Genomic DNA, 25,035 nt, shown 5'->3' with positions numbered 1-25,035 from the left:
AATGATAAGGTTTATTTCTATGTAAAAAGATGAATCTGGCATAATCCATCTTTTTATGTGAGGTTTCAAGTATAATAAGTAGAGCGATAGTAACGTATACAAAAGATAAAAAAGAAAATAATACAGAATAAAATGAGGTTAATATATGAGTAAAAAAGGTTTTTTTGAGTATAAATTAAGTAAAGAAATTGTAAGGGCACTTACTGGGTTAGGGTATGATCATCCAACAGAAGTACAAGGTGAGGTTATTCCAGTCGCATTACAAAAGAAGGATCTTGTTGTGAAGTCCCAGACGGGAAGTGGAAAAACAGCTTCATTTGGTATTCCACTTTGTGAAATGGTGGAGTGGGAAGAGAATAAACCGCAAGCATTAGTTTTAACACCAACGAGAGAGCTTGCGGTACAGGTGAAAGAAGATATTACAAATATAGGGCGATTCAAAAGAATTAAAGCCGCCGCAATTTATGGTAAATCCCCATTTGCACGTCAAAAATTAGAGTTAAAGCAAAAGACGCATATTGTAGTAGGGACTCCAGGGCGTGTATTGGATCATATTGAAAAAGGGACCCTTTCTTTAGAGCGATTAAAATATTTAGTGATTGATGAAGCGGATGAAATGCTAAACATGGGCTTTATCGATCAAGTAGAGGCAATTATTGATGAATTACCTACAAATAGAATGACAATGTTATTTTCAGCAACTTTACCGGAAGATGTTGAAAGGTTATCACGTACATATATGAAGAATGCACCAACTCATATTGAAATTAAAGCGGCTGGGATTACGACGGATAAAATTGAACATACTCTTTTTGAGGCGATAGAAGACGAGAAGCTTTCACTACTTAAAGATGTAACAACGATTGAGAATCCTGATAGCTGTATTATTTTCTGCCGTACACAAGAAAATGTAGATCATGTATATAGACAATTAAAACGAGCTAACTATCCTTGTGACAAAATACATGGTGGTATGGTACAAGAAGATCGTTTTGAAGTCATGGATGATTTTAGAAAAGGAAAATTCCGTTATTTAGTAGCAACAGACGTGGCTGCGAGGGGAATTGATATTGATAATATTACACATGTTATTAATTATGATATTCCACTTGAAAAAGAAAGCTATGTACATCGTACTGGAAGAACGGGACGAGCTGGAAATAGTGGAAAAGCTATTACATTTATAACACCATATGAAAATAGATTTTTAGAAGAGATTGAGGAGTATATTGGCTTTGAAATTCCAAAGGTAATTGGACCTTCAAAAGAAGAAGTTATGAAAGGGAAAGCTGCATTTGAAGAAAAGATACATGCTAAACCAATTATAAAGAAAGATAAAAATGCAGACATCAACAAAGGCATTATGAAGCTTTACTTTAATGGCGGGAAGAAAAAGAAAATTAGGGCGGTAGATTTCGTCGGTACAATTGCTAAAATTAAAGGTGTTACAGCAGAAGATATAGGCATTATTACGATACAAGATAATGTTTCTTACGTCGAAATATTAAATGGAAAAGGACCACTTGTCTTGAAAGTCATGAAGACTACAACGATTAAAGGGAAACAATTAAAAGTTCATGAAGCAATTAAGTAAATAAAAACTATCCACTTTAATAGGTGGATAGTTTTTTTATTTATGATTCTTTTAAATCATCCACTAGTTGCTCCGCTAAACGTCTATACATATTACTCATAGTCACGAAGGATGTTAGTAGTAGAAATTTTTCTAACTTTGTGTCTTCTAAGGAAGAAATCTCATTTACTTCTGTAACACGGTTATTTACGTCTTGTTTAAAGCTTTCGACATTGCTTTCAGTAAGAGCAAGATAATTTTTGTATAACGTATTTAATTCGAATGAATCATCATTTAATAAGGAGTCATTTATAGTTTCTAATGAACTTTTTATGTCGTTAATGGAAAGAGCACCTTTTAATTGATAAATTAGGCTAATTAAAATCATATGCTCTTTTGAATACTTTTTATTTTTGATAGGGATGAATAGTTTCCCTTTTGCATAATTATTAATCATCGTTTTTGTTAATACTTTTTCATCATCAGTTCTCGTTGTATCTGCATAAGTATTCTCAAATAATTGGACAACTTGATCTACATATAAGTCCACATTTGGAATATCCTCAAGTTTAATATTTTTTTCTAAATGCAATGTCTCAAGTAATTCATTTATATTTTCCACGTAGAATCCCTCACTTTTATAACTTAGTGGAACTTAATGTCTAATACATCCTTAAATATGGTATTACGAAACAAATAAATTGTAAATGTTGACCTTAAAAAGAAATGTGTATATAATTACACGTAGTTATTAAAACTACATGTAATTATATGAGGGGTGTTATTATGAATACTTACGTAAGAGAACCAGTTAATGCATTTACTCACTTAGGTGGAGCGATATTATCATTTATTGCCTTATTAGCTATGCTTGTGAAAGTTTCTATCAAGATGCCATCATTTGCTGCAATTACAGCTGTTATTTTGTTTGGGATTGGAATGATGGTCCTTTATACGGCATCAGCTGTATATCATAGTGTTGTGGCCAATGAACGTGTTATTTACTTCTTTAGGAAGCTAGATCATTCTATGATTTTTATATTAATTGCAGGTACATATGCACCCTTTTGCTTAATTACATTAAATTCAGCAAGTGGTTTGCTATTATTTTGTTTAGTCTATGCAACTGCGATTTGTGGCATTGTGTTTAAAATGTTTTGGTTTAATTGTCCAAGATGGTTATCGACAGCAATTTATATTACGATGGGTTGGTTAATTGTTTTATTCTTTGCACCGTTAGCAGAGAATTTAAGTACAGGGGGCATTGTTTTCTTAGTACTTGGGGGCATTTTTTATACAATTGGTGGATTTATTTATGGAACAAAGCCAAAGTGGCTAGAGTTTAAATATATGGGACATCATGAAATTTTTCACGTTTTTGTATTATTAGGTAGTCTTGCACATTTTCTAAGTGTATATTGTTACGTAATTTAATAAGAAAAATGCCACATAACAAAAATTATGTGGCGTTTTTCTTATTATTTGATTGGAATCGTATATGTTATAAAATTATTATGGGATAAAATGTAAGTTTCTGTGTTCGCATATTAAACATAGGATAAGAAATATGTGATATACTTTGAGAAGTTTATAATGAATGAAATATGGAGGACTATAATTATGGCAATACTTGTAACAGGTGGAGCAGGGTATATTGGTAGTCATACATGTGTAGAATTACTAAATAGCGGTTACGAAATTATAGTAGTTGATAATCTTTCGAATAGCTCGGTAGAATCTATAAATCGAGTGAAAGAAATAACAGGAAAACAATTTAAGTTTTATAAAGAAGATGTTTTAAATCAAGAAGCACTTGACGCAATTTTTGAAGAAAATGCAATCGAAGCAGTTATTCACTTTGCAGGATTTAAAGCTGTAGGGGAATCAGTAGCAATTCCATTAACATATTATCATAACAACATTACGAGCACTTTAGTGCTATGTGAAGTAATGCAGAAACATAATGTAAAGAAGATGATTTTTAGTTCATCCGCAACTGTATATGGTATCCCGGAAACGTCACCGATTACAGAGGAGTTTCCATTAAGTGCAACAAATCCATATGGTCAAACGAAATTAATGATTGAGCAAATTATGCGTGATGTAGCGTTTGCAGATAGAGAATGGAGTATCGCGTTACTTCGCTATTTCAACCCATTTGGTGCACATGAAAGTGGACGTATTGGAGAGGATCCAAATGGAATTCCAAATAACTTAATGCCATATGTCACACAAGTGGCAGTAGGTAAGCTAAAAGAATTAAGTGTATTTGGAAATGACTACCCAACGAAAGATGGAACAGGCATCCGTGACTACATACATGTTGTAGACTTAGCAAAAGGTCACGTAAAAGCGCTAGAGAAAGTACTGAATACAACAGGAGTAGATGCTTATAATTTGGGCACAGGTACAGGGTATAGTGTACTTGAGATGGTTGAAGCATTTGAAAGGGTTTCAGGAAAAAAAGTTCCTTATAAAATTACAGAGCGTCGTCCTGGCGATGTGGCAATATGTTTTGCAGATGCATCAAAGGCAAAACGTGAACTAGGATGGGAAGCAAAACGTGGATTAGAAGAAATGTGTGCAGATTCTTGGAGATGGCAATCAAATAATAAAAATGGCTATTTGGAAGTTTAATATGTAGATACAAAAAATGACCTTTGCATGAGCAAAGGTCATTTTTGTATTTATTTCCCGTTAAGTTTATTAGCTAATTTGGTAAAAAAGGTCCGCTGTTTTATAGGAATATTTGACTGGCAAAATGTATAATAATCAATATCTTTAATGTAAGTAAAGAGCCTAGAAATAGCATATAGGAATGTAATAGAAGATCCAACTGCGAAACTAATGCCGTAACCATTGAATCCAAATGGAAGCAGGATAAGGCTTAATAACAAGTTTGCAAAAAAGAAAATAGCTGATGTTCGAAATGCCCCTTTACGATCCTCAAAGTATAGGAGTAGCAATGTAATAACGAGCACCATTCCATTTGCATAAGCACCAACTATAGTTAGTTGCAGAATAGAGTAATTAAGTGTTGTCTTTCCAGATTGCGAACTAAACATCCATATTATAAAAATAATAAGTAAGGAAAAAATACCTTGATTACGAAGTATACGTTCCATTTCCTGCTTTAAGACAAAGTTCATGGAATCTTTCAATTGTAAAAGCGTATGTAATGTTCCGCCATTATTTACCGAACCGAAGAACTTTTTATATCTTTCATAAAACCTGGTTTCAATGGATACTACAAAGAAAATATAGGTTGGGATAATACTTAAATACGCCCAGAAAACAGAAGTATCATAAATTTGATGATAAATAAATGTGTTTTCAATATTTCCACGACCGTCTCCAAACCAAATAACAAAATTACATACCCAAATACCCACATTGTAAAAGAGGCTTGACCAAAATAATTCTGGATATTTATCTAAATAAGACAGAAAGGTAAATTGTTCAGTAGCATCACTATTTGGAAACATTCGTACAATAACGATACTTAACCATACTAGTGTAATGAAAGTACCGAGTGTAAAAGAAATTAAAAGCAATAGGGCAGATCCATGTTCTAACCCAAGTGTAGGGTGCCAGTAAGCTACTAGGATAATTCCTAATAGGGAAAAAATGGATCCAATTAAAAATGCCAGTGCAATTGATTGATAATCTTTAGCTGCTGTTAAATAAATGGACTGAATCCAGATGATATTTAAAGCTAAAAATAAAAATAGCATCACGATTTTATAATATAAAGCTAACGGTGTGAAAAATGCAAACAAAAGCCATAACATAATAGCTAAAAAAAGTGTAATCTTCGTCATTCCTAAAAATGAAGAAAATACTTTATCAGCTTTTTGTTCGTATAAAAGGTCAGCTACATATCTAGTTACAATGAGCTGCAATGCTCCGTAAATAATTTGAGAAAAAATAAAGCAATATGAAATTGAAATAGTGAAAAGACGCTGTTCTTCAATTGAAATAGAATGAAATAAACTCAAAATGAATCGAATAGTTGTTACTGCTAAAATAACGACTAACCAAGGACCAGCTGTAACAAATAACGAAAATCCATAAGCTTTTACCCTTGAAGAATAGTAGTCTTCCTGAAATAATTTTTGTAATCGAAATCCTATACCTGCCATGTTTTCGCACCCCTTTCTAAATAAAGCTTACGATAACTATCAACAACACCTGATAATTGATAATATGCTTCAATACGATTACGCCCATTGTTTCCGAATTGTTGAATGGATTCAGGGTGGCGATAATACCATTCTAAGTGGGTGGCAACTTGTTCAGGAGATACAGGTGGTACAACAAAGCCACATTGGCCGTAAGGATCTTCATCTTGTCCATAAATTAACTCCTTACAAGAACCAACGTCTGTAACAACCCATGGTAATCCCGATGCCATTCCTTCTAACATAGCTAGTGGTTGCCCTTCAGATATGCTAGTTAATACGAGAATATCCGTTTGTTTTAAGTAATCTTTAATGTTTACTCTGCCAGTCATTATTACATGTTCTTTTAATCCAAGTTGCTGAATTAAATCACGACATTCTTGGGCATACTCTGGTTCTTCTGTATCAGGACCTAATAAGTAGAAGATAAATGGAATATCTTTTTCTAATAATAATTTAGCTGCATAAATCATTGTTTTTACGTCTTTAATTGGCACAACTCGTATAATAGCAGAAATAATGAGTTTATCTGAATTATGTTTTGGCTTACGTAGCCCTTTATAGTCAGATAAAGTAACACCATTTGGAATAATTTTTAGTTTATGGGCCGGAGCTCCTAGTTCTTTTTGATATGCACTATTCCGTCCGAATAACGTAATCACATCAGCAGCTTGTTCATATGCTTGGTGAGATAAATGATGGAAGAAAGAAACCCACCTTTTTTTATATTCAATTGGTATCCAAGTTGATTGGAGTATTTCCTCTTCACGTTCCCGGGAATAAATACCATGCTCCGTTAGAATAAATGGTATATCAGATTTGGCACTAATTGCAGCTCCAAGAAGCCCACCATAGCCTGTAGATACAGAATGGATAAGATCTAATTCAGGAAAATCAATTTGTAAAATTTGAATGATTGGTGTGAACATAGATCTCCACATCCAAAAGTAATTTAAGAAAGAACCACTACTTTCTTCATACAAATAGCTTTCTTTCACTATTTCATAAAATTCACGACTTTCGAAGAAGGAATGTAGTGTTCCTAGCTTTTGCTTGTTCCCTAATATTTGTAATGCTTCTGTGTCGTTAGCTTGGAATGTAAACCATTTTTGAAGTGTTTGTACTTCATCAGTCGTTAAATTGGTTTTTATATGGTTTGAGTCACTTTCTGATTGTAAGGGAATCATAATGATATCTTTTACATTGTTAGGAATTTCATATTGATATTCCTCTTCTGTTTTTATTTGCGGTACGATCGCAAAAATGGTGAATTCATGTTCTTTAAATTGTTGGATAATCATTTGTACCCAACTTGCTACTCCGCCACTGACAAAAGGATAACTTCCTTCAACGACTAAACCTATTCTCATCTGCTATACCCCTTTAATTGGAATTGTAGCGTTAGCTTGTTTTAATATAACGCTATAAATTTGTGAATCTAGCTTTGTAACTGTGCCGTATGGGAATGAACCGGTTTTCAATTTTTTCCCTTCTTCCACACGTATAATCGTTGCAGTGTGGTTTGGTAATCCTTTATATGCAATGTGAACAGCATCATCTTCATAAGAAACAGCTAAATCACCGGTTTGATAAATTTTCATGGAAGCAGTTGCTTCACTTTGTGTCATACTTTTTATATAAGGATATCTTTCTCGTATTTCTTTAATTGTCATTTTATAAGCTTTAAATAATTCTTCCCACGTTAAATTACCCGAACGTTTTTCATCAAGGATATCATCTGGATGGACGAAATGTGATATAACCCCTAAATTTGCAGTAACATCAGCTAAAATAAATTGTTCTTCATCTGAAATAGCATAGCCACTCGTAATACGTGGGAAGTGATAAATATTTTTGTTGTGCTCGTCTGGTCCAAATTCTTGAATTAAACTGCCGTTACTTTTACTTCCCACATATAGAGAAGCAACTGTTTCCATAGTTGGAACCGCGTCATTTAATGCACTTAATCCAGTTGTATTTATAATATTGGATGGTGGTACATAGGTTTTTAGTTTTTCGTTTGGAAAGAAGTTATACACGAGTTTTTGTAAAGCATCTAAGGATCTCTCCATGTCCTCTTTTGAATTCCATGGAACATATTCAAGTGCTTTATCTACTGGGTCTGGTGGTAATAATAAAGGTTGATGGTTATAGCCATGAATACCGATTTCTCCACCGTGACTTAATAATTCTCTCCCAAATAATAAATAGGTATTTCTATTTTTACCTGTAAAATTTTCAAAGGGTGGCGTTACTTTATTTTGATATGTCCCAATTGCAACCCCTGTATATTTAATATCAAGTTCTTCAGAGATATCCTTCATATTTTTCCACCAATGTTTTTTATAAAATTCTTCAACAGAAATTTTTTCTGTTGTTAAGTTTTTTAGTTCTCCACTTGGAATTGGAGATGGGAAGTCATCGATATACATAATCTCCGCTCCAAGTTGTACTGTAGCGAAAGTCGGGAAAATAGTACCCAGTGATTGAACGAACATACCTCTACCTAATTTATCGTTCAATGCTGTTGTATTCCAATATAAGACTTTTCCTTCACCGTAGTCATTGGTCCAAAGGATGGGAGTGTCTTCTGCAGTAATCCAAGTATTAGTTGTATTCTCATCTAGCGTAATATTCATTGAGCTATGAGTGAACAATGGAGAAGAACTTGAGAGATCAGGATAACCAGGGAATAAAACTTCTTCAAAGGTTAATCCTTTCACATCTTTGAAGCCTTCTTTTTTTGTAATACCAAATAATGTGTTCCAGGAAGAATCTGAATCAAGTCGGTTTGCGATAATAATCCTTCCGCCCATTTGTACAAAATTTTGAATATCAGCTTGTGGAAGTTGCGCCATTATTTCACCTGTAATAATAATTCCTGTATAGGGAGAGGGAGTAAGTCCCTTAATTTCATTAGCTGTAATATTTTTATAGTGTAGGTGTGCGTAATCCATTGCCTTTTTCGTATTAAATTCGACTTGTTGCCCTAATGTATTATCCGTTTTTAAAACGTATAATTGCATTTTTTGTCCATTTTGGGCTACATCTTTTGCTTTGAGTGTTTTAACAATATCTGTTTTTTTAGTTTTAGGAACAGAAAACTTTTGATAGAAATTTTCTGTTCGATATATAAGGATAGATATAATTAAGAGAAATAAAATGATACTAACAATTCCGATATATATATTAATCCCCTTTTTCAATGTGTGCGCCTCCAAACTGCCTTACAAATAATTGATATTTACGCGGTAGTATATGAACTCTTTTTGCAGCTGCTAGATTATTGATTAAGTTATAGAGCTCGTCCCATAACTTTTGCTCATAATATATTTCAAGTAACCCAACATAACCGTAATATGATTCAGGATAGAAATGAATAAGATTTAAAAATTGTTCTTCAGACTTTGCATATTGTTTTGTATGTAGAAACAGATTTCCAAGGTGGAAAGGATAAAGAGGTTCGGTAGGGAATAGTTCTACACTTTGTGTAATAAAATTCATAAATTCGGCGATTATTTTTTCTTTTTGCTGATTAGAAAGAAGACCACTGTCTATATATCTTAAATAGTTAGAAACCAATTCTTTTGCAATTTCATTTTGTGGATTTTGTAGAAATTGCTTATTTAAGTATTCGATCTGTTTTTCGTACCGTTCATTTAGTAAATTAATAGTAGTTGCTGCGTAATGTACAGTTTCAGGATCTTTATGGTGAATGGCTTCTTTCAATAAGCCTCCTTCATTGGAAATAGGGGAGGAGCTTAACTGTACAATGAGTTGTTTATGTAATTCAGGCTTATCTAGTTCTAATCCAGAAGAAAATGAAATTAGGTCCATATCTTGTTTTGCTGATGCCAAAATATCTTCATAATGATCAACTTGAAAGGAAACATACTCAGAGTATTGCTGTAACCACTCGGTCTTGGAGCGTCTTATATTCAGTAATAACATGATTGCTGATACAATAAGTCCGACAAGCGGGAAAAGGAGAGAGATAATTAAGCAAAACTCAATAATTCCTTTCTTATCTTCAGTAATCAAACTTTTCGTAAATCGAAATAAAAGAAAAACCAAAATAGCATAAATAAAGTAAAGAAGGAGTAAAATCATTAGAATACCACTCCTTTAGAAGAAAGAGCGTTTTGTATACGAGTTTTGACTGGTAATAAAAATTTTTCTTCAGTGCCAGGTAATAGAATCATAACTTTTTGCTCGAGCGTGCTATAACCGAATATATCAATATCACGCAAATGATCTTTTAAAATAGAATTTATCATTTCTAAGGAATCTTGTGGAACAGTAAATTCAAAATAGGAATATGGATAAGATAATGTTTCGTAACGTTTCTTTTCTATTTTTAGTAAATGTTCAAATTCATCTTCATAATAAATGCTCGTTTTAGGGAATGTACGATCCTCTTGACTTGATAGCCAAAGATTAGAAGCGTTTTGTAAACGATCACCCATCCAGCGTAAATACCATGTGAAAAGTTCGAATTGCTCAGAAGTTACTTTTGAAAATTCAATTTCGTCTAATATAATGACGTATTGTACATCATCTTGGAATAGGACGGGACCAACTAAAAGTGGAGCGTCTTGAAAATCCTCTTCTGTACGGAAAAAAGGTCGATTATGTGCTAGGGCATTTTTGATGACTAGCGAAGCATTTTTAACAAAAATGGATTGAGGTAATGTATTTTTACCAGTTTCTGCTCTTAATTTAATACGAAGTGATTGTTTATTGTTATCGACGTGATAGATACCAATTTTTTTTGCTCCGAAATACATTTTTAATACATTTATCCCCTCATCGAGTACAATTTCAGGATGTGTATGATTTAAAGCTTTAAACATATGATACATTTTAGATAAGTGATTATTTGATTCAAGTACACGAGAACGTAGTGTAATACGTGTTTCATCCAATTGTTTCACAACATATTTTAATTCTTTATTTTCGGCTTTTAGCTCATTATTTATCATATGTACATCTTCATACCGTTCCTTTTGTGCAGTACTCATTAGTCCACAACATAAACTAATAACAAGTAAGAAAATCCAATTAATCCAGTAATCTAATGAATAAAAGTACAGTAATATATCATCTTCCTTATATATACCGCTTACAAAAATATAAATCATTGCTTCTAGAAAGGTGAAAAGGGCGATAGATATGCCATACCGGCTAGAAATAATTAATGTAATAAATAAGAGTAAGAAGTATTCATACGTTGGTGTTAGAAAATCAGTTAGTATTGAGAGAAAAAATAGAGCAATAAAGAGAATCGTAGGTTCAATCATTTTTTGTAATAAATTAGATTGTCTATAGTGCATAAAAAATCCCTTCTTTCGTTTGCGAATTTAATTTTGAGGAATAGTACACTGAAATAAAATACATAATTTAAAAGAATTATTTTAAAATATATAAAGCCCAAATCATTTTATCAACAGAGATGTAGTAAATTCAAGTGAAATAAATTCTAATTTTTGTTAATGTATTGTATTTATTGGAATTTTCATTAAATATCGAGCTTGAAAAAATGTAAAATGTTATTGTATTACTATACTTGTATTAATATTTAAAATGATAAAAAATTACAGTTTTATAGGGGGGGGAATATTATTATGGAGTGGAAACGTTCCATATGCTTTTTAGCTATATTTTCTTTTATTTTTTCCTCAAGTACATCCGCCCAAGCAAATGTCGTGGAACCAGTTTTAAAAAATGTACGAAGTTATAAAATTTATTATGGTGAAGCAAATGAGCAAGTAATTGAGGGACTTTCAAAGTATGACATGGTCATTATAGAGCCATATGCATTTTCGAAAGAGCAAGTTCAGCAATTAAAAAAATCAGGAACAGTAGTCCTTGGGTATGTTAGTGTTTTAGAATTAGAATCGTGGCATAAATCGCAAGTAGTTGAATCAGACTATTATTATCGAGACGGTAAGAAAATGAAGATTGAGCAGTGGGATACATATATTATGAATTTAGCTGATGAACATTACCGGCGGATTGTTGTAAATAAAGTGAAACAGCAAGTTATTGGAAAAGGAATAGACGGTGTGTTTTTAGATACCGCTGGTGATATTGACGACTATTTTTATGATCAGCCAGTTACACAAGGGAAATTTCGCGAAGCATATGTAAATTTATTAAAAGAAATAAAAGGTGTTGATTCTGATTTGCTTCTTATACAGAATTGGGGATTTGACACAATCAAAAATACATCCTTGAATTTTATACATGGTGTATTGTGGGAGGACTTCAATAAACAAGTTATTACGAAAGATGAATGGAGTCAAAATTGGATGCGCTATTTTAAACAACAAAGTAATAAGATTGTAACGTTTACCGTTACTCCAAATACCGTATCTAAAAAATATAGTTCTATAAATGGATTTATTCCTACAATTAATCCGAATGATATTTATGATAAATAGCAATTATTAGGGATGAGAAACTATCAATATTGACTATGAAAGTTTAGGTCAGTATACGATTATCTTATAAAGATGAATGTATTACTGACTAGCTCATTTTATAATATTCCATGTTAGAAATTAGTAGAATAAGATAGAAAAAGTGCATTATCCTATTAATTTTTATAGAAATAAAAAACGTAATATTTAAAATAACATCAATACTTGTGTCATGGTTAGAGTACGTTTATAATCAAGGAATCCTATTAATGTTCTGATAGGGTTATTTATGATTGAAAGCGTTTTAAATTTGGTGTTCTTCAAGGTAGGAAGTCTGACCTATTTGGATTAAAAATTATGTATGTAGTTTTAAATAGGAAGAAAAATAATAAAGAATCACTTTATATTGTGGGGAGGTTAAAAGTGTGAAAGGGAAAGACTTTCACACGAATACATATGGGTTACGTAGGATTATTACTTTCGGGTGCAGCTTTATTTTTAAATAGTCTTGTTATATTAGGAAAAGCAGAGATGAAAAGTGCAGGTGTTTTTAATTTATTTGTGGGTGCACTACAAATTATTATCCCGTTCTATTTAATCATGATTTCTGATCAAAGTAATTGGACGGTATATTCATATGCAGCTACTTTCTTATTCGGATTAACCTATTTATATGTAGGTGTTACTTTTATAAAAGGAATGGATAGTAGCGGTTTAGGTTGGTTCTGCATTTGGGTAGCAATTATTGCTTTATTCTATATGGTTGTTTCATTTGTTCAATTCCACGATGTTGTGAATGCGTTAACGTGGTTTATGTGGGCATTACTTTGGTATTTATTCTTTGTATTAAATACACAAAAAAAGAACATCAATCAATATCTTGGAAGGATTGCCTTCGTACAATCATGGGTAACATTGACGTTACCTTCACTCTTTTATTTTATGGGAGTATGGGGAGAGGGATTCGTATATGAATTATGGGTTTATGTATCTGTAATTTCTATTTTATACTTCTGTTATTGTATTTATAAATATCGAGTACGTTAATATATTTTTTGTAGAAAAGCATGGAATCGTTAAACGAGTTCCATGCTTTTTATATGTTAGCATTTATAATAGAGAGGTAGTATTTTACAATTTATCGAAATGGGGATGATAAAGTTGAAGAAGGTATTGGTGCTAGGGGGAACTAGATTTTTTGGTAAACATTTAGTAGAAGCACTTTTGCAAGATGGGCACGATGTAACGATTGCGACGAGAGGAATTACGGAAGATTCTTTTGGGAGTAGAGTAAAAAGACTTATTGTAGATAGAGAAGATGAAAAACAACTAGCAGAGCGTCTAGCAGATAAAAGTTATGATATTGTATTCGATAATTTATGCTATAGCTCGAACGCAGCGAAGATAATATGTGAAGTGTTACGAGGGAAAACGAAGAAATACGTTATGACATCTTCAATGGCTGTCTATGAACCAACACTAAGTTTATTAGAAGAGGACTTCAATCCGTACGAGTATGCAATTGCGTATGGAGATAGGAATGACTTCAATTATGGTGAAGGGAAGAGATTAGCCGAAGCAGTTGTATTTCAACAAGCAACATTTCCAGTTGTTGCAGTTCGTTTTCCAGTTGTTATTGGAAAAAACGATTATACGAAAAGGTTACAATTTTATGTTGAACATATTGTGAGAGAAGAGCCTGTCGCAGTGAATGATCTAGATGGAAAATTGTCGTTTATACATGAAGAAGAAGCCGGGGAATTTTTAGCTTGGTGTGGGATGAAAGAAATAGAAGGGCCAATTAATGCTTGTAGCAACGGGGTAGTTTCTACTCGGGAAATTATTCATTTTATAGAAGAAAATACGGGAATAAAATCACTCATTCAAGAAGTAGGAGATCATGTAGCACCTTATAATGAAGTGACTAATTGTACATTACATAATGGAAAAGCTAATGAATTAGGATTCCCGTTCCGAGGGTTGAAAATAGAAATGGAAAAAGTATTACGTTATTACATACATGCAATGAAATAATCATAAATCCCCCGGTGGCAATCCGGGGGATTCTGGAGGATTTCGACAATACTAATTTTACATTACCAAACTTACCTTATACGCACGACTAATGTTTTTGTGATTGAATTGCTTGTAAATATTTTTCATTTACCCGGTCCCAGTTCACTGTATGCCACCAGTTGGTAACAAATTCTGGGCGACGATTTTGGTACTTTAAATAATAGGCATGTTCCCATACATCAATGACAAGTAATGGAATTTTGCCTTCTTGCAAAGGTGTATCTTGATTAGGTGTACTCATTACAGTAAGTTCTTCACCATCAAGGACAAGCCATCCATAACCACTTCCAAAACGGCTAATTGCTGCTTTAGACAGTTGATCTTTTAAGTTGTCAAAGGTATTGAAATAATAATCAATTACTTTTGCAACGTCTCCATTAGGCTCGCCGCCACCCCGTGGGCTCATTACTTCCCAAAAAAGACTATGACAATAATGTCCACCACCGTTATTTCTGACAGCTGTAACAATGTCCTTTGGTAAAGCTTCTAAATTACATAGTAACTCTTCTAAAGATTTATTATGTAATTCCGAATAGTTTTCTAATGCGGCATTCAAATTATTTACGTATGTCGCATGGTGCTTTCCATGATGAATAGAAAGTGTATTGCTATCGATATATGGCTCTAGTTCATCATAGTCATATGAAAGCTTTGGCAATTGAAATGAAGACATGACATTTCCTCCTTTCTCTCTAAAAGTTGGTCTAGGTAAAAATAATTTACCTGAGTAAAAAATACACCTATTTTTCATGAAAGTCAATAGTAATCTCTTAATTTTCTGAAAGATAGTACAATAAAAGTAACACTGCGACTTTCATTTGTGACTCTGATTCTTTTTGCTTATACTGTAAAGTAGTAACGTTTTGTTGAAATAGAAGGAGATCGTTTATGAGTAAAACGAAACAATTAATAGAGGAAGCGAGTCATTTTATTACGATTTGCTATAAAGAGCTTAGTAAAGAACATTTCATAGAAGAACGCATGAAAGAAGTTCAAGCTGAGATAGAGAAGACAGGGACATATGAGCATACATTTGAAGAACTTGTTCATGGATCGCGAATGGCATGGCGCAATAGTAACCGATGTATCGGGAGACTATTTTGGAGTAAGATGCACATATTAGATGCACGTGAAGTAAACGATGAGGAAGGTGTATATCATGCATTAATTCATCATATTCAATATGCAACGAACGACGGAAAAGTAAAACCGACCATTACAATTTTTAAGCAATATCAAGGTGAAGAAAATAATATACGAATTTATAATCATCAATTAATTCGATATGCAGGATATAAAACGGAAATGGGAGTGACTGGTGACTCTCATTCCACTGCATTTACAGATTTTTGTCAGGAACTTGGCTGGCAAGGAGAAGGTACGAATTTTGATGTATTGCCACTTGTGTTTTCTATAGATGGAAAAGCGCCTATATATAAAGAAATTCCGAAAGAAGAAGTAAAAGAAGTGCCAATTGAACATCCAGAATACCCAATCTCATCTTTAGGAGTAAAATGGTATGGAGTTCCAATGATTTCAGATATGCGCTTAGAAATTGGCGGTATTTCCTATACAGCAGCTCCGTTTAATGGATGGTATATGGGAACAGAGATCGGGGCACGTAACTTAGCAGATCATGATCGTTATAATTTACTTCCAGCAGTTGCGGAAATGATGGATTTAGATACATCGAGAAACGGTACGTTATGGAAAGATAAGGCGTTAGTTGAATTAAACGTGGCTGTTTTACATTCCTTTAAAAAACAAGGAGTTAGTATTGTTGACCATCATACTGCGGCACAACAATTTCAGCAATTTGAGAAGCAAGAAGCTGCTTGTGGTCGTGTTGTAACGGGCAATTGGGTTTGGCTCATTCCGCCGTTATCTCCAGCTACTACTCACATTTATCATAAACCGTATCCGAATGAAATTTTGAAGCCGAATTTTTTTCATAAATAGTTTGTAGTATAGGGCATTTTCTATAAAAATATAATTTTTTTAAATTACTGTTACGTAGCAAATGGAAGCCTTTACTCTCGGTTATTTTTGGAAGGAGCTTTTTGAACCAAGGAGTTCCTTATGTTATAATCAAATTTCTGTTTCGAAGACCTTATAGAAATATAAGGTCTTTTATTTTGCTTTTTTATGTAACAGGAATAGAAATTTTCTTTTAAATAAGGGATTTAGCATATTTTTAGGGACAACATAAGTGTGTGGAAAAATGGATGAATTATTATGCTTATATAATCATTATGTTTTGGGTGTAAACGATAAAACATAATAAAGTTGTTTTTTTAGATTGCTGAGGAAGGAGGAAGTGTGAATGAGGATGAAGAGTCGGAAAACGGATTGGCCTGTATTTCTTATTAGTGGTGGCTCACTTGTATTATTTGTAATTGCAGTTATTTTAAATAAAAGTTACGTAGAGGGAGTCATTAATAGCAGTTTTGCAGCTTCAATTAAATATTTTGGTGCCTTCTGGCAAGTTTTATTAATTGGTACATTTATTGTTGCAATGTGTATGGCGTTCTCGAAGTATGGGAGAGTTAAACTTGGGGGATTAGAAAAACCTGAGATTAGTACGACAAAATGGCTTGCTATTATAATGTCTACATTATTGGCCGGAGGTGGTGTTTTCTGGGCAGCGGCAGAGCCGATGTACCATTTAATGACGGTGCCACCAATACATGAAGGTATAACTGCTGGAACGAAAGAAGCAGTAATGCCTGCTTTAGCACAAAGTTATATGCACTGGGGTTTCCTGGCTTGGACAATTTTAGGTACAATTAGTGCGGTAGTTATGATGTATGGGCATTATCATAAAGGTATGCCATTAAAACCTCGAACGCTTTTATATCCTATTTTTGGAGAGAAATTGCGAAAGAGTTGGCTTGGAACAATGATCGATGTATTTGCCATTATTGCGGTAGCGGCAGGCACGATTGGTCCAATTGGATTTTTAGGCCTACAAGCAAGTTATGGCCTACAAGCATTGTTTAACATCCCGGATGTGTTTACGACTCAATTAGCCATTATTGTTTGTGTAGTAGCTGTTTCTACTATATCTGCGGTAACAGGAATTGATAAAGGGATTCAAATTATAAGTAATTTAAATGTTAGGTTAGCAGTTTTATTAATGCTATTCGTATTACTATTTGGACCAGGTGGATTTATTATTGATTCATTTGTTTCTTCGTTTGGATTTTATATAAATGAATTTATTCCAATGAGCACATATCGTGGTGATACAACTTGGTTAGGATCGTGGACAATCTTTTTCTGGGGATGGTTTATTGGGTATGGACCGATGATGGCAATTTTAGTGAGCCGCATTTCAAGAGGAAGAACAATCCGAGAAATCATCGTTGCAATTGGAATTATTGCACCTATTATTACAACGTTTTGGTTTACTATTTTGGGAGGATCAGGTGTGTTTTATGAGTTAATGAATCCTGGTTCTATATCGGCAGCATTAAGTGAATCTGGTATGCCAGCGGCTATGATTGCAATTACAGAGCAACTGCCACTATCTAATATTATTGGACCTGCATTTCTTTTATTAACAATTTTATTTGTAGTGACAACAGGAGATTCAATGGCTTATTCGATTTCCATGGCAGTGACTGGAGATGGAGACCCTAGAATTAGCTTACGAGTGTTTTGGTCGCTTATTATGGGAACAGTTGCAGCGATTCTTTTATACATGGGTGAGGGAAGTATTAATGCACTGCAATCATTTATCGTAGTAACAGCTGTCCCGGTATCCATTCTGTTGTTCCCAATGCTATGGCTAGCGCCAAAAGTTGCGGGGGAATTAGCTTTAAAGCAAGGTATTGTAAAAGAAGAAGAGAAAACCTCCTTCTTGTTCCAAAAAGCTAGTAAATCAAAGTAAATAATTGTATTTATATAAAAAGAGGAAGCATCTCATTTGAGATACTTCCTCTTTCCTATTTATCCACCTATTTTTTTGAAGGATACAGTTTCAATCTATTCTAATACTTTATCTTTCGTCTCTGGAACACATAATAACATCGTAACTAAACCGATTGGATAGATAATGAAGATGAGGGATAATGCTCCCATTAAATTACCACCTGCAGCAAGTAAGCCGATAATAACAGGCCCAAATCCAGCTAAACCACGTCCTGTACCGAAAATAAAGTTTTCTGCTGTAGAGCGAGCTTCAGCAGGATAGTTTTCGGCTAAAACTGCCCCGAATCCTCCCATCATGCCATTGGCAAAGAATCCAAGCAATGCACTTCCCCATAACAATAATGTTGAGTCTGTGAATAAGAAGAAGTAAATGATACAGTATATAGTACCACCGACATAATAGATTGTAAAAGTTTTACGGCGACCAATTTTATCAGCTAGAATACCAAAAGTTGCAATACCAATTAGCATACCAATCGTAGAGATGAACATCCAGCCGCTCGCCTTTGCTAATGTGTAGTTATATTTATTCGCTAAAATAGTTGGCATCCATGTGAAAATTCCATAATATCCGAAGTTTTGGATGAATGACATAATAATAAGACCAATTGTTGTTATCGTTACTTTTTTATTTGCAAATAATTTTCGGAGTGGGAATTTTTTCATTTGCTTTAGTTGCTCTGCCTCAGTAGTTGTTAAATTACCTTCAGCTTCTTTTTGTAACAATTCTTTTTTGTATCGTTGTTTTTGTTCCCATATTTTCGGTTCACTTAAACTTTTTCGGACATAGACAGCTAGTAGTGCGGGAATGAGTCCAAATAAGAAAACGGCTCTCCATCCAAAGTGTGGAACGATAAATGCTGGTAGGAGTGAAGCGACTAGTACGCCGAATTGCCATCCAAGTGCCACAACGGATGTTGCCTTTGCGCGCATTTCTTTCGACCATGTTTCAGTTACGATGGCCATCCCAATTCCGAATTCACCACCAACTCCCATTCCAACTAAAAAGCGAAGAATTAATAATTGCCAATAATCTGTTGCGAAATAAATGAGTGCTGTTGCGAGTGAAAATAGTAAGATTGTGAAGGCCATCGTACGGATACGACCAAATAAATCAGCAATAAATCCAAATAAATAAGATCCGATTAGCATTCCTATTGTGGTGGCTAATGTTAAGTTTCCACCTTCAACAGGGCTTAAATGAAATTCTTTTAAAATGTAGACGAGTACGAAAGATAAGAGCAACATATCTAAGCCTTCTGCTGCATATCCTAGCGCAGACCCAAATAATGTTTTATATCTTTTCTCTTTCGTCTCCTCTGTTGTTGATTGTACATCAGTAGTGACGTTCATCATTATTCCTCCTTATTTTCTTCTACAGTCGCTATGGAAGAATAACAAAAGGCCTTCTCACCTGATATGATGAGAAGGCCAAAAAAGCATACGTATTCCTAGAAAAGAACATACGTATATTGTATTCCGACTTCCTTCTCAACCTCACGGGGTTGGGTTAAAGGACTGTATTATATTACTTTATTTTTAGCACTCTTCTATTACATTGTCAAATAATGAGGAAATTGTTATGTGTAAAATATTTCAAAAGATATTTCATTCTTCTTGACGTCCACTTCATTATTTTCCCATAATAAAACTAACTCATATAAAAAGGAATGAATCACAGATGCTAAATTTAGTACTTATGATGATTGAACGTGTCGGACTTATTGTTATTTTAGGGTTTTTACTTTCGCATATTAAAACGTTCAGGCGTCTTCTTCATAAGCAAGATGGTTATGTAGATAAGCTTAAGCTTATTTGTATTTTTTCGGTGTTTACAATTGTAAGCAATTACACTGGGATTGAAATAGCAGGTAATACGATTATGAATGAAAATTGGCTACAGGGTGTTTCTTCATCGAGCACAATCGCGAATACACGTATTATGGGTGTTGGAATTAGTGGATTGCTTGGCGGACCTATCGTTGGAATTGGAGTAGGATCGATTGCTGGTATTCACCGTTATATGCTTGGCGGGACGACTGCACTAAGTTGTGCAATCTCTTCAATTTTAGCGGGGGTTATAACAGGTTATATTGGATACATTTTCAAAAAGTATAATCGTACAATTACGCCTAAATTTTCAGCGGTTTTAAGTGTGTTTATCGTTTCTTTAGAAATGATTATGATCTTATTAATTGTAGAGGATGGAATGAGTATTGTGAAAACAATTGCGATACCAATGATCCTTGTAAATAGCTTTGGAAGTTTTATTTTACTTTCTATGATACAAGCTATTTTGCGCCAGGAAGAGAATGCAAAGGCACTTCAGACTCATAAGGTATTACGTATTGCAGATAAAACGTTACCGTATTTTCGCCAAGGCTTAACAGAAGAATCGTGTAAGCATGTGGCACAAATTATTCACCGCTTTACAGGAACTGATGCGGTATCCTTAACAGATACAGAGAAAATATTAGCTCATGTTGGATTAGCATCAGATCACCATATTCCTTCACATAGTTTAATAACTGGTTTGTCGAAAGAAGTGTTACACACAGGAAAAATAATGAAAGCAAAATCACGTGAGGTCATTAATTGTCAACATGAAGGATGCCCTTTGCAAGCGGCGATTGTTATTCCACTAACTTCACATGGAAATACGATAGGAACATTAAAACTGTATTTCAAAAATCCTAACCAGTTAAGTCGTGTGGAAGAGGAATTAGCAGAAGGGTTAGCAAAAATATTCTCTACACAACTTGAATTAGGGGAAGCTGAGTTGCAAAGTAAATTATTGCAAGATGCGGAAATAAAGGCATTACAAGCACAAATTAACCCACACTTTTTATTTAATGCGATTAATACAGTATCAGCTTTATGCCGAACAGATGTAGAAAAAGCAAGGAAGTTATTATTACAGCTTAGTGTGTATTTCCGTTGTAATTTACAAGGGGCACGTCAGTTATTGATTCCACTAGAACAAGAATTAAACCATGTACAGGCATACTTATCGCTAGAACAAGCAAGGTTTCCAAATAAGTATGAAGTAAAGGTGTATATTGAGGATGAGCTAAAGACAACTTTAGTACCACCATTTGTTCTTCAACTATTGGTTGAAAATGCGTTGCGACACGCTTTCCCGAAGAAGCAACCAGTGTGCCAAGTGGAAGTGCATGTTTTTGAAAAAGAGGGTATGGTTCATTTTGAAGTAAAAGATAATGGGCAAGGAATTGAGGAAGAACGTTTAGAACAATTAGGAAAGATGGTAGTTTCGTCCAAGAAAGGGACTGGAACAGCTTTATATAATATTAATGAACGTCTTATTGGGCTATTTGGAAAAGAAACGATGCTTCATATCGAAAGTAAATTAAACGAGGGGACAGAGATTACTTTTGTTATTCCAAAAAAAGTAGGGGAGGAAGAGCAGATTGTTAAAAGTACTAGTAGTTGATGATGAAATGTTAGCACGCGATGAACTAAAGTATTTATTAGAAAGAACGAAGGAAGTTGAGATAATTGGTGAGGCTGATTGTGTAGAGGACGCATTAGAAGAGCTAATGAAAAACAAACCAGATATTGTTTTCCTAGATATTCAGTTATCTGATGATAACGGATTTGAAATCGCGAATATATTAAAGAAGATAAAAAATCCACCTGCCATTGTATTTGCGACTGCCTATGATCAATACGCGTTGCAAGCATTTGAAGTAGATGCGTTAGACTATATTTTAAAGCCATTTGATGAAGAACGTATTGTACAAACATTAAAGAAGTATAAAAAACAAAAGCAGTCGCAAATAGAAACGAAGCAAGAAATAAAAGGGGCAGATGTAACGGCAGATATGCATAAATTAGCATTACCAATTGAAGAATCAATCGTACTTGTGAATATTGAAGATATTATATATGTAGGACTTGTGGATGGAAAAGTAACAGTAAAAACAATGAGGGACACATATATAACACACGATACACTTGTGATTTTGGAAAAGAAGTTGCCGCAAGTAAGTTTTATGCGTGTACATCGTAGCTTCATTGCAAATATTAATCATATTACAGAAATCCAGCCGTGGTTCAATTCTACTTATAATTTAATTATGAAAGAAGGATCAAAAGTACCTGTTAGTCGTACATATGCAAAAGAACTCAAGAAGCTGCTTCGTATTTAAGGAGCAGCTTTTGTATTTCATCCTTTTATATTTGTAACTGATTCTGTATATTTGACGTTCTGTTATGTAAACGCTTACTAAGGCGATTATATCCTATACAATAAAGGTACCAAATCGAAAGAGGTGGCCAAAATGAGTACGAAAAAAGTATATAGTTTCTTATCACAAGCATTCATATTCTCAGCTATTATGTTAATTTCTAATATTATTGCAACACATTTACCAATTCCGATGCCTTCATCGGTAATCGGGTTAGTCATTTTATTTAGTCTATTATGTTTAAAGGTTATTAAATTGGAACAAGTTGAATCACTTGGAACAGCTTTAACAGGTATTATCGGATTCCTTTTCGTCCCATCAGGTATTTCGGTTATTAATTCTCTTGGTGTAATGGGACAATATTTTGTACAAATTTTAACTGTAATTGTTGTCGCAACAGTTATTTTACTCGCTGTAACAGGATTATTTGCACAATTTATTTTAGGAAAAGATAAAAAAGAAACAGAAGATACAAAAGAATTGAAAGTAGTAAATAAAGGACGCAAGCACGGAAAAGTTGCGTAACCATTTTAGTATATATTGTTAGGAGGGAATGAACATGGCAAGCACAATGACTCCATATTTCGGAATCGTCGTTTCATTAATCGCATACGGAATCGGAACATTATTATTCAAGCATTCAAAAGGGTTCTTCTTATTCACACCATTATTCGTAGCGATGGTATTAGGGATTGTCTTTTTAAAAGTAGGTAACTTTACTTTCGAAGAATATAATACTGGTGGAAAAATGATTAGCTTTTTCTTAGAGCCAGCAACAATCGCGTTTGCAATTCCATTATATAAACAAGTGGATAAGTTGAAAAAATATTGGTGGCAAATTTTATCAGCTATCGTGGTTGGATCTATTTGTTCAGTAATTGTCGTGTTCATTGTTGCAAAAGCAATTGGCCTAGATACAGCAGTAATGAATTCAATGTTACCACAAGCGGCAACAACAGCAATTGCGTTACCAATCTCTGAAAGTATTGGTGGTATACCAGCAATTACATCGTTTGCAGTAATCTTTAACGCAGTTATCGTATACGCATTAGGAGCGTTATTCTTAAAAACATTTAGAGTGAAACATCCAATTGCAAAAGGTTTAGCACTTGGAACAGCAGGTCATGCATTAGGAGTGGCAGTAGGAATTGAAATGGGTGAAGTAGAGGCAGCTATGGCAAGTATTGCTGTAACAGTAGTTGGAGTTGTAACGGTAGTTGTCATACCGATGTTCATGCCATTCATTGGATAGTAAAACTTACTTGAAAAATGAGAAAAGCAAGCTATTTGTAGGACAGATTTCTACTGATAGCTTGCTTTTTATGTTACAGTAGTGGTAAGACCTATTTTGAAAAAATGTAAGTTTCCTTAAATCTTCATTAATACTTTGTAGAATACGTTTTGAATTAGGTCATTGTATTGTAAAATAAGAAGTAAGCTACTATAGATCTGCTAAGGCAGGCGTATAATGAGCTTATAAAAATCTTAATATGAATGAATAATTAAAAGTAGAAAAGAGAGAAAAATCTACTTATTAACGTTTTACTTTATAGGACAGGAGAGAGTACTCGTCGATTATGCAAATAAAAAACCTGTTTCAAAGCAAAGGATTTCAGAGGTTACTCGTATTAGTAATACTTGCCCTCGTGTTATACGGGCTGCAAAGTATGTTGAATTTAATTTTAATTACGTTTATTCTTACGTATTTAATGGATCGATTCCAAAAGTTTATTTCCCGCAAATTAGATCATTTCATGCCCATTAATCGAAAACTCATTATAGCATTTCTATATGTCATGTTAATTGGTGGAATTGCTATTACGCTATTTAAATATTTACCAGTATTAACGATACAAATTTCACAATTGATTTATCAATTTAACGTATTTTTAAGAAACCCACCGGACAGTGAATTAATTAAGTATGCAGTTAATGCTGTTAATCATATGGAACTTTCGAAGTATGTAGGACAAGGCGTTGACATTTTGTATAAATCGATTACGAATGTTGGGAAATTTGGCCTTCAAGTGTTACTTTCTTTAATTTTAAGTTTATTTTTCTTATTGGAGAAAGCTCGTATCGTTGCTTTTACTGCAAAATTTAAAGAGAGCAGACTGGCAATTTTCTATACTGAAATTGAGTACTTCGGTAAGAAATTTGCACGTTCATTCGGAAAAGTAATTGAGGCACAATTTTTAATTGCAGTTGTTAACTGCGTTTTATCCGTTATTGCATTATGGATATTAGGATTCCCACAATTATTAGGTTTAGCGTTAATGATCTTCTTACTTGGTTTAATTCCAGTAGCTGGGGTTATCATTTCGTTATTCCCGCTTTGTATGATTGCTTACAATATCGGCGGTATTATGTACGTTGTTTATATTTTAGTTATCGTAACAGTCATTCATGCGCTTGAAAGTTACGTGTTAAATCCGAAGTTTATGTCGCAAAAAACAAACTTACCAATTTTCTATACGTTTATGGTATTAATCTTCTCGGAACACTTCTTAGGTGTATGGGGATTAATTATCGGTATTCCAATCTTCATTTTCTTATTAGATGTCTTAGATGTGACAAGTGATGAAATGGAGAAGGACGCTGGAAAAAAATAAAGTGAAGAGAAAAAAGCATCGATGTTTGAT

Annotated in this window: 21 protein-coding genes; 13 read left to right on the top strand and 8 right to left on the bottom strand. The window is 33.7% G+C overall.

All coding sequences use genetic code 11. From position 1 onward, the window contains the following. The first annotated feature begins 145 nt into the window (after window positions 1–145). Complete coding sequence (locus BGI23_RS26600; RefSeq protein ID WP_070807266.1) at window positions 146–1,594, top strand: DEAD/DEAH box helicase; 1,449 nt, start codon at window positions 146–148, stop codon at window positions 1,592–1,594. Between the two features lie 40 nt (window positions 1,595–1,634). Here the strand turns inward: BGI23_RS26600 and BGI23_RS26595 are convergent, their stop codons facing one another. Next, window positions 1,635–2,195, bottom strand: a complete 561-nt coding sequence (locus BGI23_RS26595; RefSeq protein ID WP_000427879.1) for a DUF1836 domain-containing protein — start codon at window positions 2,193–2,195, stop codon at window positions 1,635–1,637. Window positions 2,196–2,359: 164 nt separating this feature from the next. Between BGI23_RS26595 and trhA the strand changes: the two genes are divergently transcribed. Together trhA and galE are read left to right on the top strand one after the other, a co-directional pair. Continuing rightward, complete coding sequence (gene trhA, locus BGI23_RS26590) at window positions 2,360–3,007, top strand: PAQR family membrane homeostasis protein TrhA (RefSeq protein WP_001099729.1); 648 nt, start codon at window positions 2,360–2,362, stop codon at window positions 3,005–3,007. A 186-nt stretch (window positions 3,008–3,193) separates the two neighbouring features. Beyond that, on the top strand, window positions 3,194–4,210 hold the full coding sequence (gene galE / locus BGI23_RS26585; RefSeq protein WP_000996533.1) for a UDP-glucose 4-epimerase GalE: 1,017 nt from the start codon (window positions 3,194–3,196) through the stop codon (window positions 4,208–4,210). A gap of 50 nt (window positions 4,211–4,260) precedes the next feature. Here the strand turns inward: galE and pelG are convergent, their stop codons facing one another. The 5 genes from pelG to BGI23_RS26560 are packed head-to-tail and all read right to left on the bottom strand — an operon-like array spanning window position 4,261 to window position 11,087. Beyond that, window positions 4,261–5,715, bottom strand: coding sequence for an exopolysaccharide Pel transporter PelG (pelG, locus tag BGI23_RS26580; protein ID WP_070807265.1), 1,455 nt, complete (start codon window positions 5,713–5,715; stop codon window positions 4,261–4,263). Beyond that, on the bottom strand, window positions 5,703–7,124 hold the full coding sequence (pelF, locus tag BGI23_RS26575) for a GT4 family glycosyltransferase PelF (protein WP_070807264.1): 1,422 nt from the start codon (window positions 7,122–7,124) through the stop codon (window positions 5,703–5,705). Before pelF ends, pelG begins: the two co-directional genes overlap by 13 nt. 3 nt (window positions 7,125–7,127) lie before the next feature. After that, window positions 7,128–8,960: a DUF2194 domain-containing protein gene (locus BGI23_RS26570; RefSeq protein WP_070807263.1), complete on the bottom strand. Its 1,833-nt coding sequence runs from the start codon at window positions 8,958–8,960 to the stop codon at window positions 7,128–7,130. Continuing rightward, the gene (locus BGI23_RS26565; protein WP_070807262.1) at window positions 8,944–9,864 is read right to left on the bottom strand and encodes a tetratricopeptide repeat protein; all 921 of its coding nucleotides are present in this window, start codon (window positions 9,862–9,864) and stop codon (window positions 8,944–8,946) included. Before BGI23_RS26565 ends, BGI23_RS26570 begins: the two co-directional genes overlap by 17 nt. After that, entirely contained in the window at window positions 9,864–11,087 is a 1,224-nt protein-coding gene (locus tag BGI23_RS26560) for a GAF domain-containing protein (RefSeq protein ID WP_000559345.1), read from the bottom strand. Before BGI23_RS26560 ends, BGI23_RS26565 begins: the two co-directional genes overlap by 1 nt. Window positions 11,088–11,378: 291 nt before the next feature. Here BGI23_RS26560 and BGI23_RS26555 point away from each other — a divergent pair, with 291 nt between their 5' ends. From BGI23_RS26555 to BGI23_RS26545, 3 genes are all read left to right on the top strand, one after another. Continuing rightward, on the top strand, window positions 11,379–12,197 hold the full coding sequence (locus tag BGI23_RS26555) for an endo alpha-1,4 polygalactosaminidase (protein WP_070807261.1): 819 nt from the start codon (window positions 11,379–11,381) through the stop codon (window positions 12,195–12,197). A gap of 435 nt (window positions 12,198–12,632) precedes the next feature. Next, window positions 12,633–13,223: an AmiS/UreI family transporter gene (locus BGI23_RS26550; RefSeq protein ID WP_000542569.1), complete on the top strand. Its 591-nt coding sequence runs from the start codon at window positions 12,633–12,635 to the stop codon at window positions 13,221–13,223. Between the two features lie 105 nt (window positions 13,224–13,328). Further along, a complete protein-coding gene (locus BGI23_RS26545) occupies window positions 13,329–14,210 on the top strand; it encodes an NAD-dependent epimerase/dehydratase family protein (protein WP_070807340.1) in 882 nt (293 codons plus the stop codon). Between the two features lie 88 nt (window positions 14,211–14,298). Here the strand turns inward: BGI23_RS26545 and sodA are convergent, their stop codons facing one another. Beyond that, entirely contained in the window at window positions 14,299–14,925 is a 627-nt protein-coding gene (gene sodA, locus BGI23_RS26540) for a superoxide dismutase [Mn] (RefSeq protein ID WP_000094045.1), read from the bottom strand. A gap of 215 nt (window positions 14,926–15,140) precedes the next feature. Between sodA and BGI23_RS26535 the strand changes: the two genes are divergently transcribed. Together BGI23_RS26535 and BGI23_RS26530 are read left to right on the top strand one after the other, a co-directional pair. Further along, complete coding sequence (locus BGI23_RS26535) at window positions 15,141–16,211, top strand: nitric oxide synthase oxygenase (protein WP_070807260.1); 1,071 nt, start codon at window positions 15,141–15,143, stop codon at window positions 16,209–16,211. A gap of 364 nt (window positions 16,212–16,575) precedes the next feature. Further along, window positions 16,576–18,144, top strand: coding sequence for a BCCT family transporter (locus tag BGI23_RS26530; RefSeq protein ID WP_044791877.1), 1,569 nt, complete (start codon window positions 16,576–16,578; stop codon window positions 18,142–18,144). Window positions 18,145–18,239: 95 nt separating this feature from the next. On the opposite strand, the gene BGI23_RS26525 is transcribed toward BGI23_RS26530, so the two are convergent. Beyond that, on the bottom strand, window positions 18,240–19,538 hold the full coding sequence (locus BGI23_RS26525; RefSeq protein ID WP_070807259.1) for an MFS transporter: 1,299 nt from the start codon (window positions 19,536–19,538) through the stop codon (window positions 18,240–18,242). A 328-nt stretch (window positions 19,539–19,866) separates the two neighbouring features. Between BGI23_RS26525 and lytS the strand changes: the two genes are divergently transcribed. The 5 genes from lytS to BGI23_RS26500 all read left to right on the top strand — a co-directional run bounded on the left by lytS (window position 19,867) and on the right by BGI23_RS26500 (window position 25,005). Continuing rightward, window positions 19,867–21,636 (top strand): two-component system sensor histidine kinase LytS, encoded by a 1,770-nt coding sequence (gene lytS / locus BGI23_RS26520; protein WP_000933578.1) that lies wholly within the window; start codon window positions 19,867–19,869, stop codon window positions 21,634–21,636. After that, window positions 21,614–22,354 carry a LytR/AlgR family response regulator transcription factor gene (locus tag BGI23_RS26515; protein ID WP_070807258.1) on the top strand — a complete coding sequence of 247 codons (741 nt, stop codon included), beginning with the start codon at window positions 21,614–21,616 and terminating at the stop codon, window positions 22,352–22,354. The genes lytS and BGI23_RS26515 overlap by 23 nt, the downstream gene beginning before the upstream one ends. 132 nt (window positions 22,355–22,486) lie before the next feature. Continuing rightward, window positions 22,487–22,918: an antiholin-like murein hydrolase modulator LrgA gene (lrgA, locus tag BGI23_RS26510; RefSeq protein WP_000104902.1), complete on the top strand. Its 432-nt coding sequence runs from the start codon at window positions 22,487–22,489 to the stop codon at window positions 22,916–22,918. A 34-nt stretch (window positions 22,919–22,952) separates the two neighbouring features. Next, the gene (gene lrgB, locus BGI23_RS26505) at window positions 22,953–23,645 is read left to right on the top strand and encodes an antiholin-like protein LrgB (protein ID WP_000168869.1); all 693 of its coding nucleotides are present in this window, start codon (window positions 22,953–22,955) and stop codon (window positions 23,643–23,645) included. Between the two features lie 325 nt (window positions 23,646–23,970). After that, entirely contained in the window at window positions 23,971–25,005 is a 1,035-nt protein-coding gene (locus BGI23_RS26500; RefSeq protein WP_001166015.1) for an AI-2E family transporter, read from the top strand. Window positions 25,006–25,035 lie beyond the last annotated feature (30 nt).

The organism is Bacillus sp. ABP14, assembly GCF_001831375.1.
Lineage (GTDB): Bacteria > Bacillota > Bacilli > Bacillales > Bacillaceae_G > Bacillus_A > Bacillus_A paranthracis.
The sequence above is the reverse complement of the archived record's forward strand: the minus strand, read 5'-3'. Positions and strand labels throughout refer to the sequence as shown.

Coding starts and splice junctions, on each gene's coding strand:
- pelF (WP_070807264.1), bottom strand. CDS start 7,124: ATGAGAATAGGTTTAGTCGTTGAAGGAAGTTATCCTTTTGTCAGTGGC.
- BGI23_RS26555 (WP_070807261.1), top strand. CDS start 11,379: ATGGAGTGGAAACGTTCCATATGCTTTTTAGCTATATTTTCTTTTATT.
- BGI23_RS26560 (WP_000559345.1), bottom strand. CDS start 11,087: ATGCACTATAGACAATCTAATTTATTACAAAAAATGATTGAACCTACG.
- BGI23_RS26550 (WP_000542569.1), top strand. CDS start 12,633: ATGGGTTACGTAGGATTATTACTTTCGGGTGCAGCTTTATTTTTAAAT.
- trhA (WP_001099729.1), top strand. CDS start 2,360: ATGAATACTTACGTAAGAGAACCAGTTAATGCATTTACTCACTTAGGT.
- lytS (WP_000933578.1), top strand. CDS start 19,867: ATGCTAAATTTAGTACTTATGATGATTGAACGTGTCGGACTTATTGTT.
- BGI23_RS26600 (WP_070807266.1), top strand. CDS start 146: ATGAGTAAAAAAGGTTTTTTTGAGTATAAATTAAGTAAAGAAATTGTA.
- sodA (WP_000094045.1), bottom strand. CDS start 14,925: ATGTCTTCATTTCAATTGCCAAAGCTTTCATATGACTATGATGAACTA.
- BGI23_RS26500 (WP_001166015.1), top strand. CDS start 23,971: ATGCAAATAAAAAACCTGTTTCAAAGCAAAGGATTTCAGAGGTTACTC.
- lrgB (WP_000168869.1), top strand. CDS start 22,953: ATGGCAAGCACAATGACTCCATATTTCGGAATCGTCGTTTCATTAATC.
- BGI23_RS26530 (WP_044791877.1), top strand. CDS start 16,576: ATGAGGATGAAGAGTCGGAAAACGGATTGGCCTGTATTTCTTATTAGT.
- BGI23_RS26535 (WP_070807260.1), top strand. CDS start 15,141: ATGAGTAAAACGAAACAATTAATAGAGGAAGCGAGTCATTTTATTACG.
- BGI23_RS26565 (WP_070807262.1), bottom strand. CDS start 9,864: ATGATTTTACTCCTTCTTTACTTTATTTATGCTATTTTGGTTTTTCTT.
- lrgA (WP_000104902.1), top strand. CDS start 22,487: ATGAGTACGAAAAAAGTATATAGTTTCTTATCACAAGCATTCATATTC.
- BGI23_RS26525 (WP_070807259.1), bottom strand. CDS start 19,538: ATGAACGTCACTACTGATGTACAATCAACAACAGAGGAGACGAAAGAG.
- pelG (WP_070807265.1), bottom strand. CDS start 5,715: ATGGCAGGTATAGGATTTCGATTACAAAAATTATTTCAGGAAGACTAC.
- galE (WP_000996533.1), top strand. CDS start 3,194: ATGGCAATACTTGTAACAGGTGGAGCAGGGTATATTGGTAGTCATACA.
- BGI23_RS26545 (WP_070807340.1), top strand. CDS start 13,329: ATGATAAAGTTGAAGAAGGTATTGGTGCTAGGGGGAACTAGATTTTTT.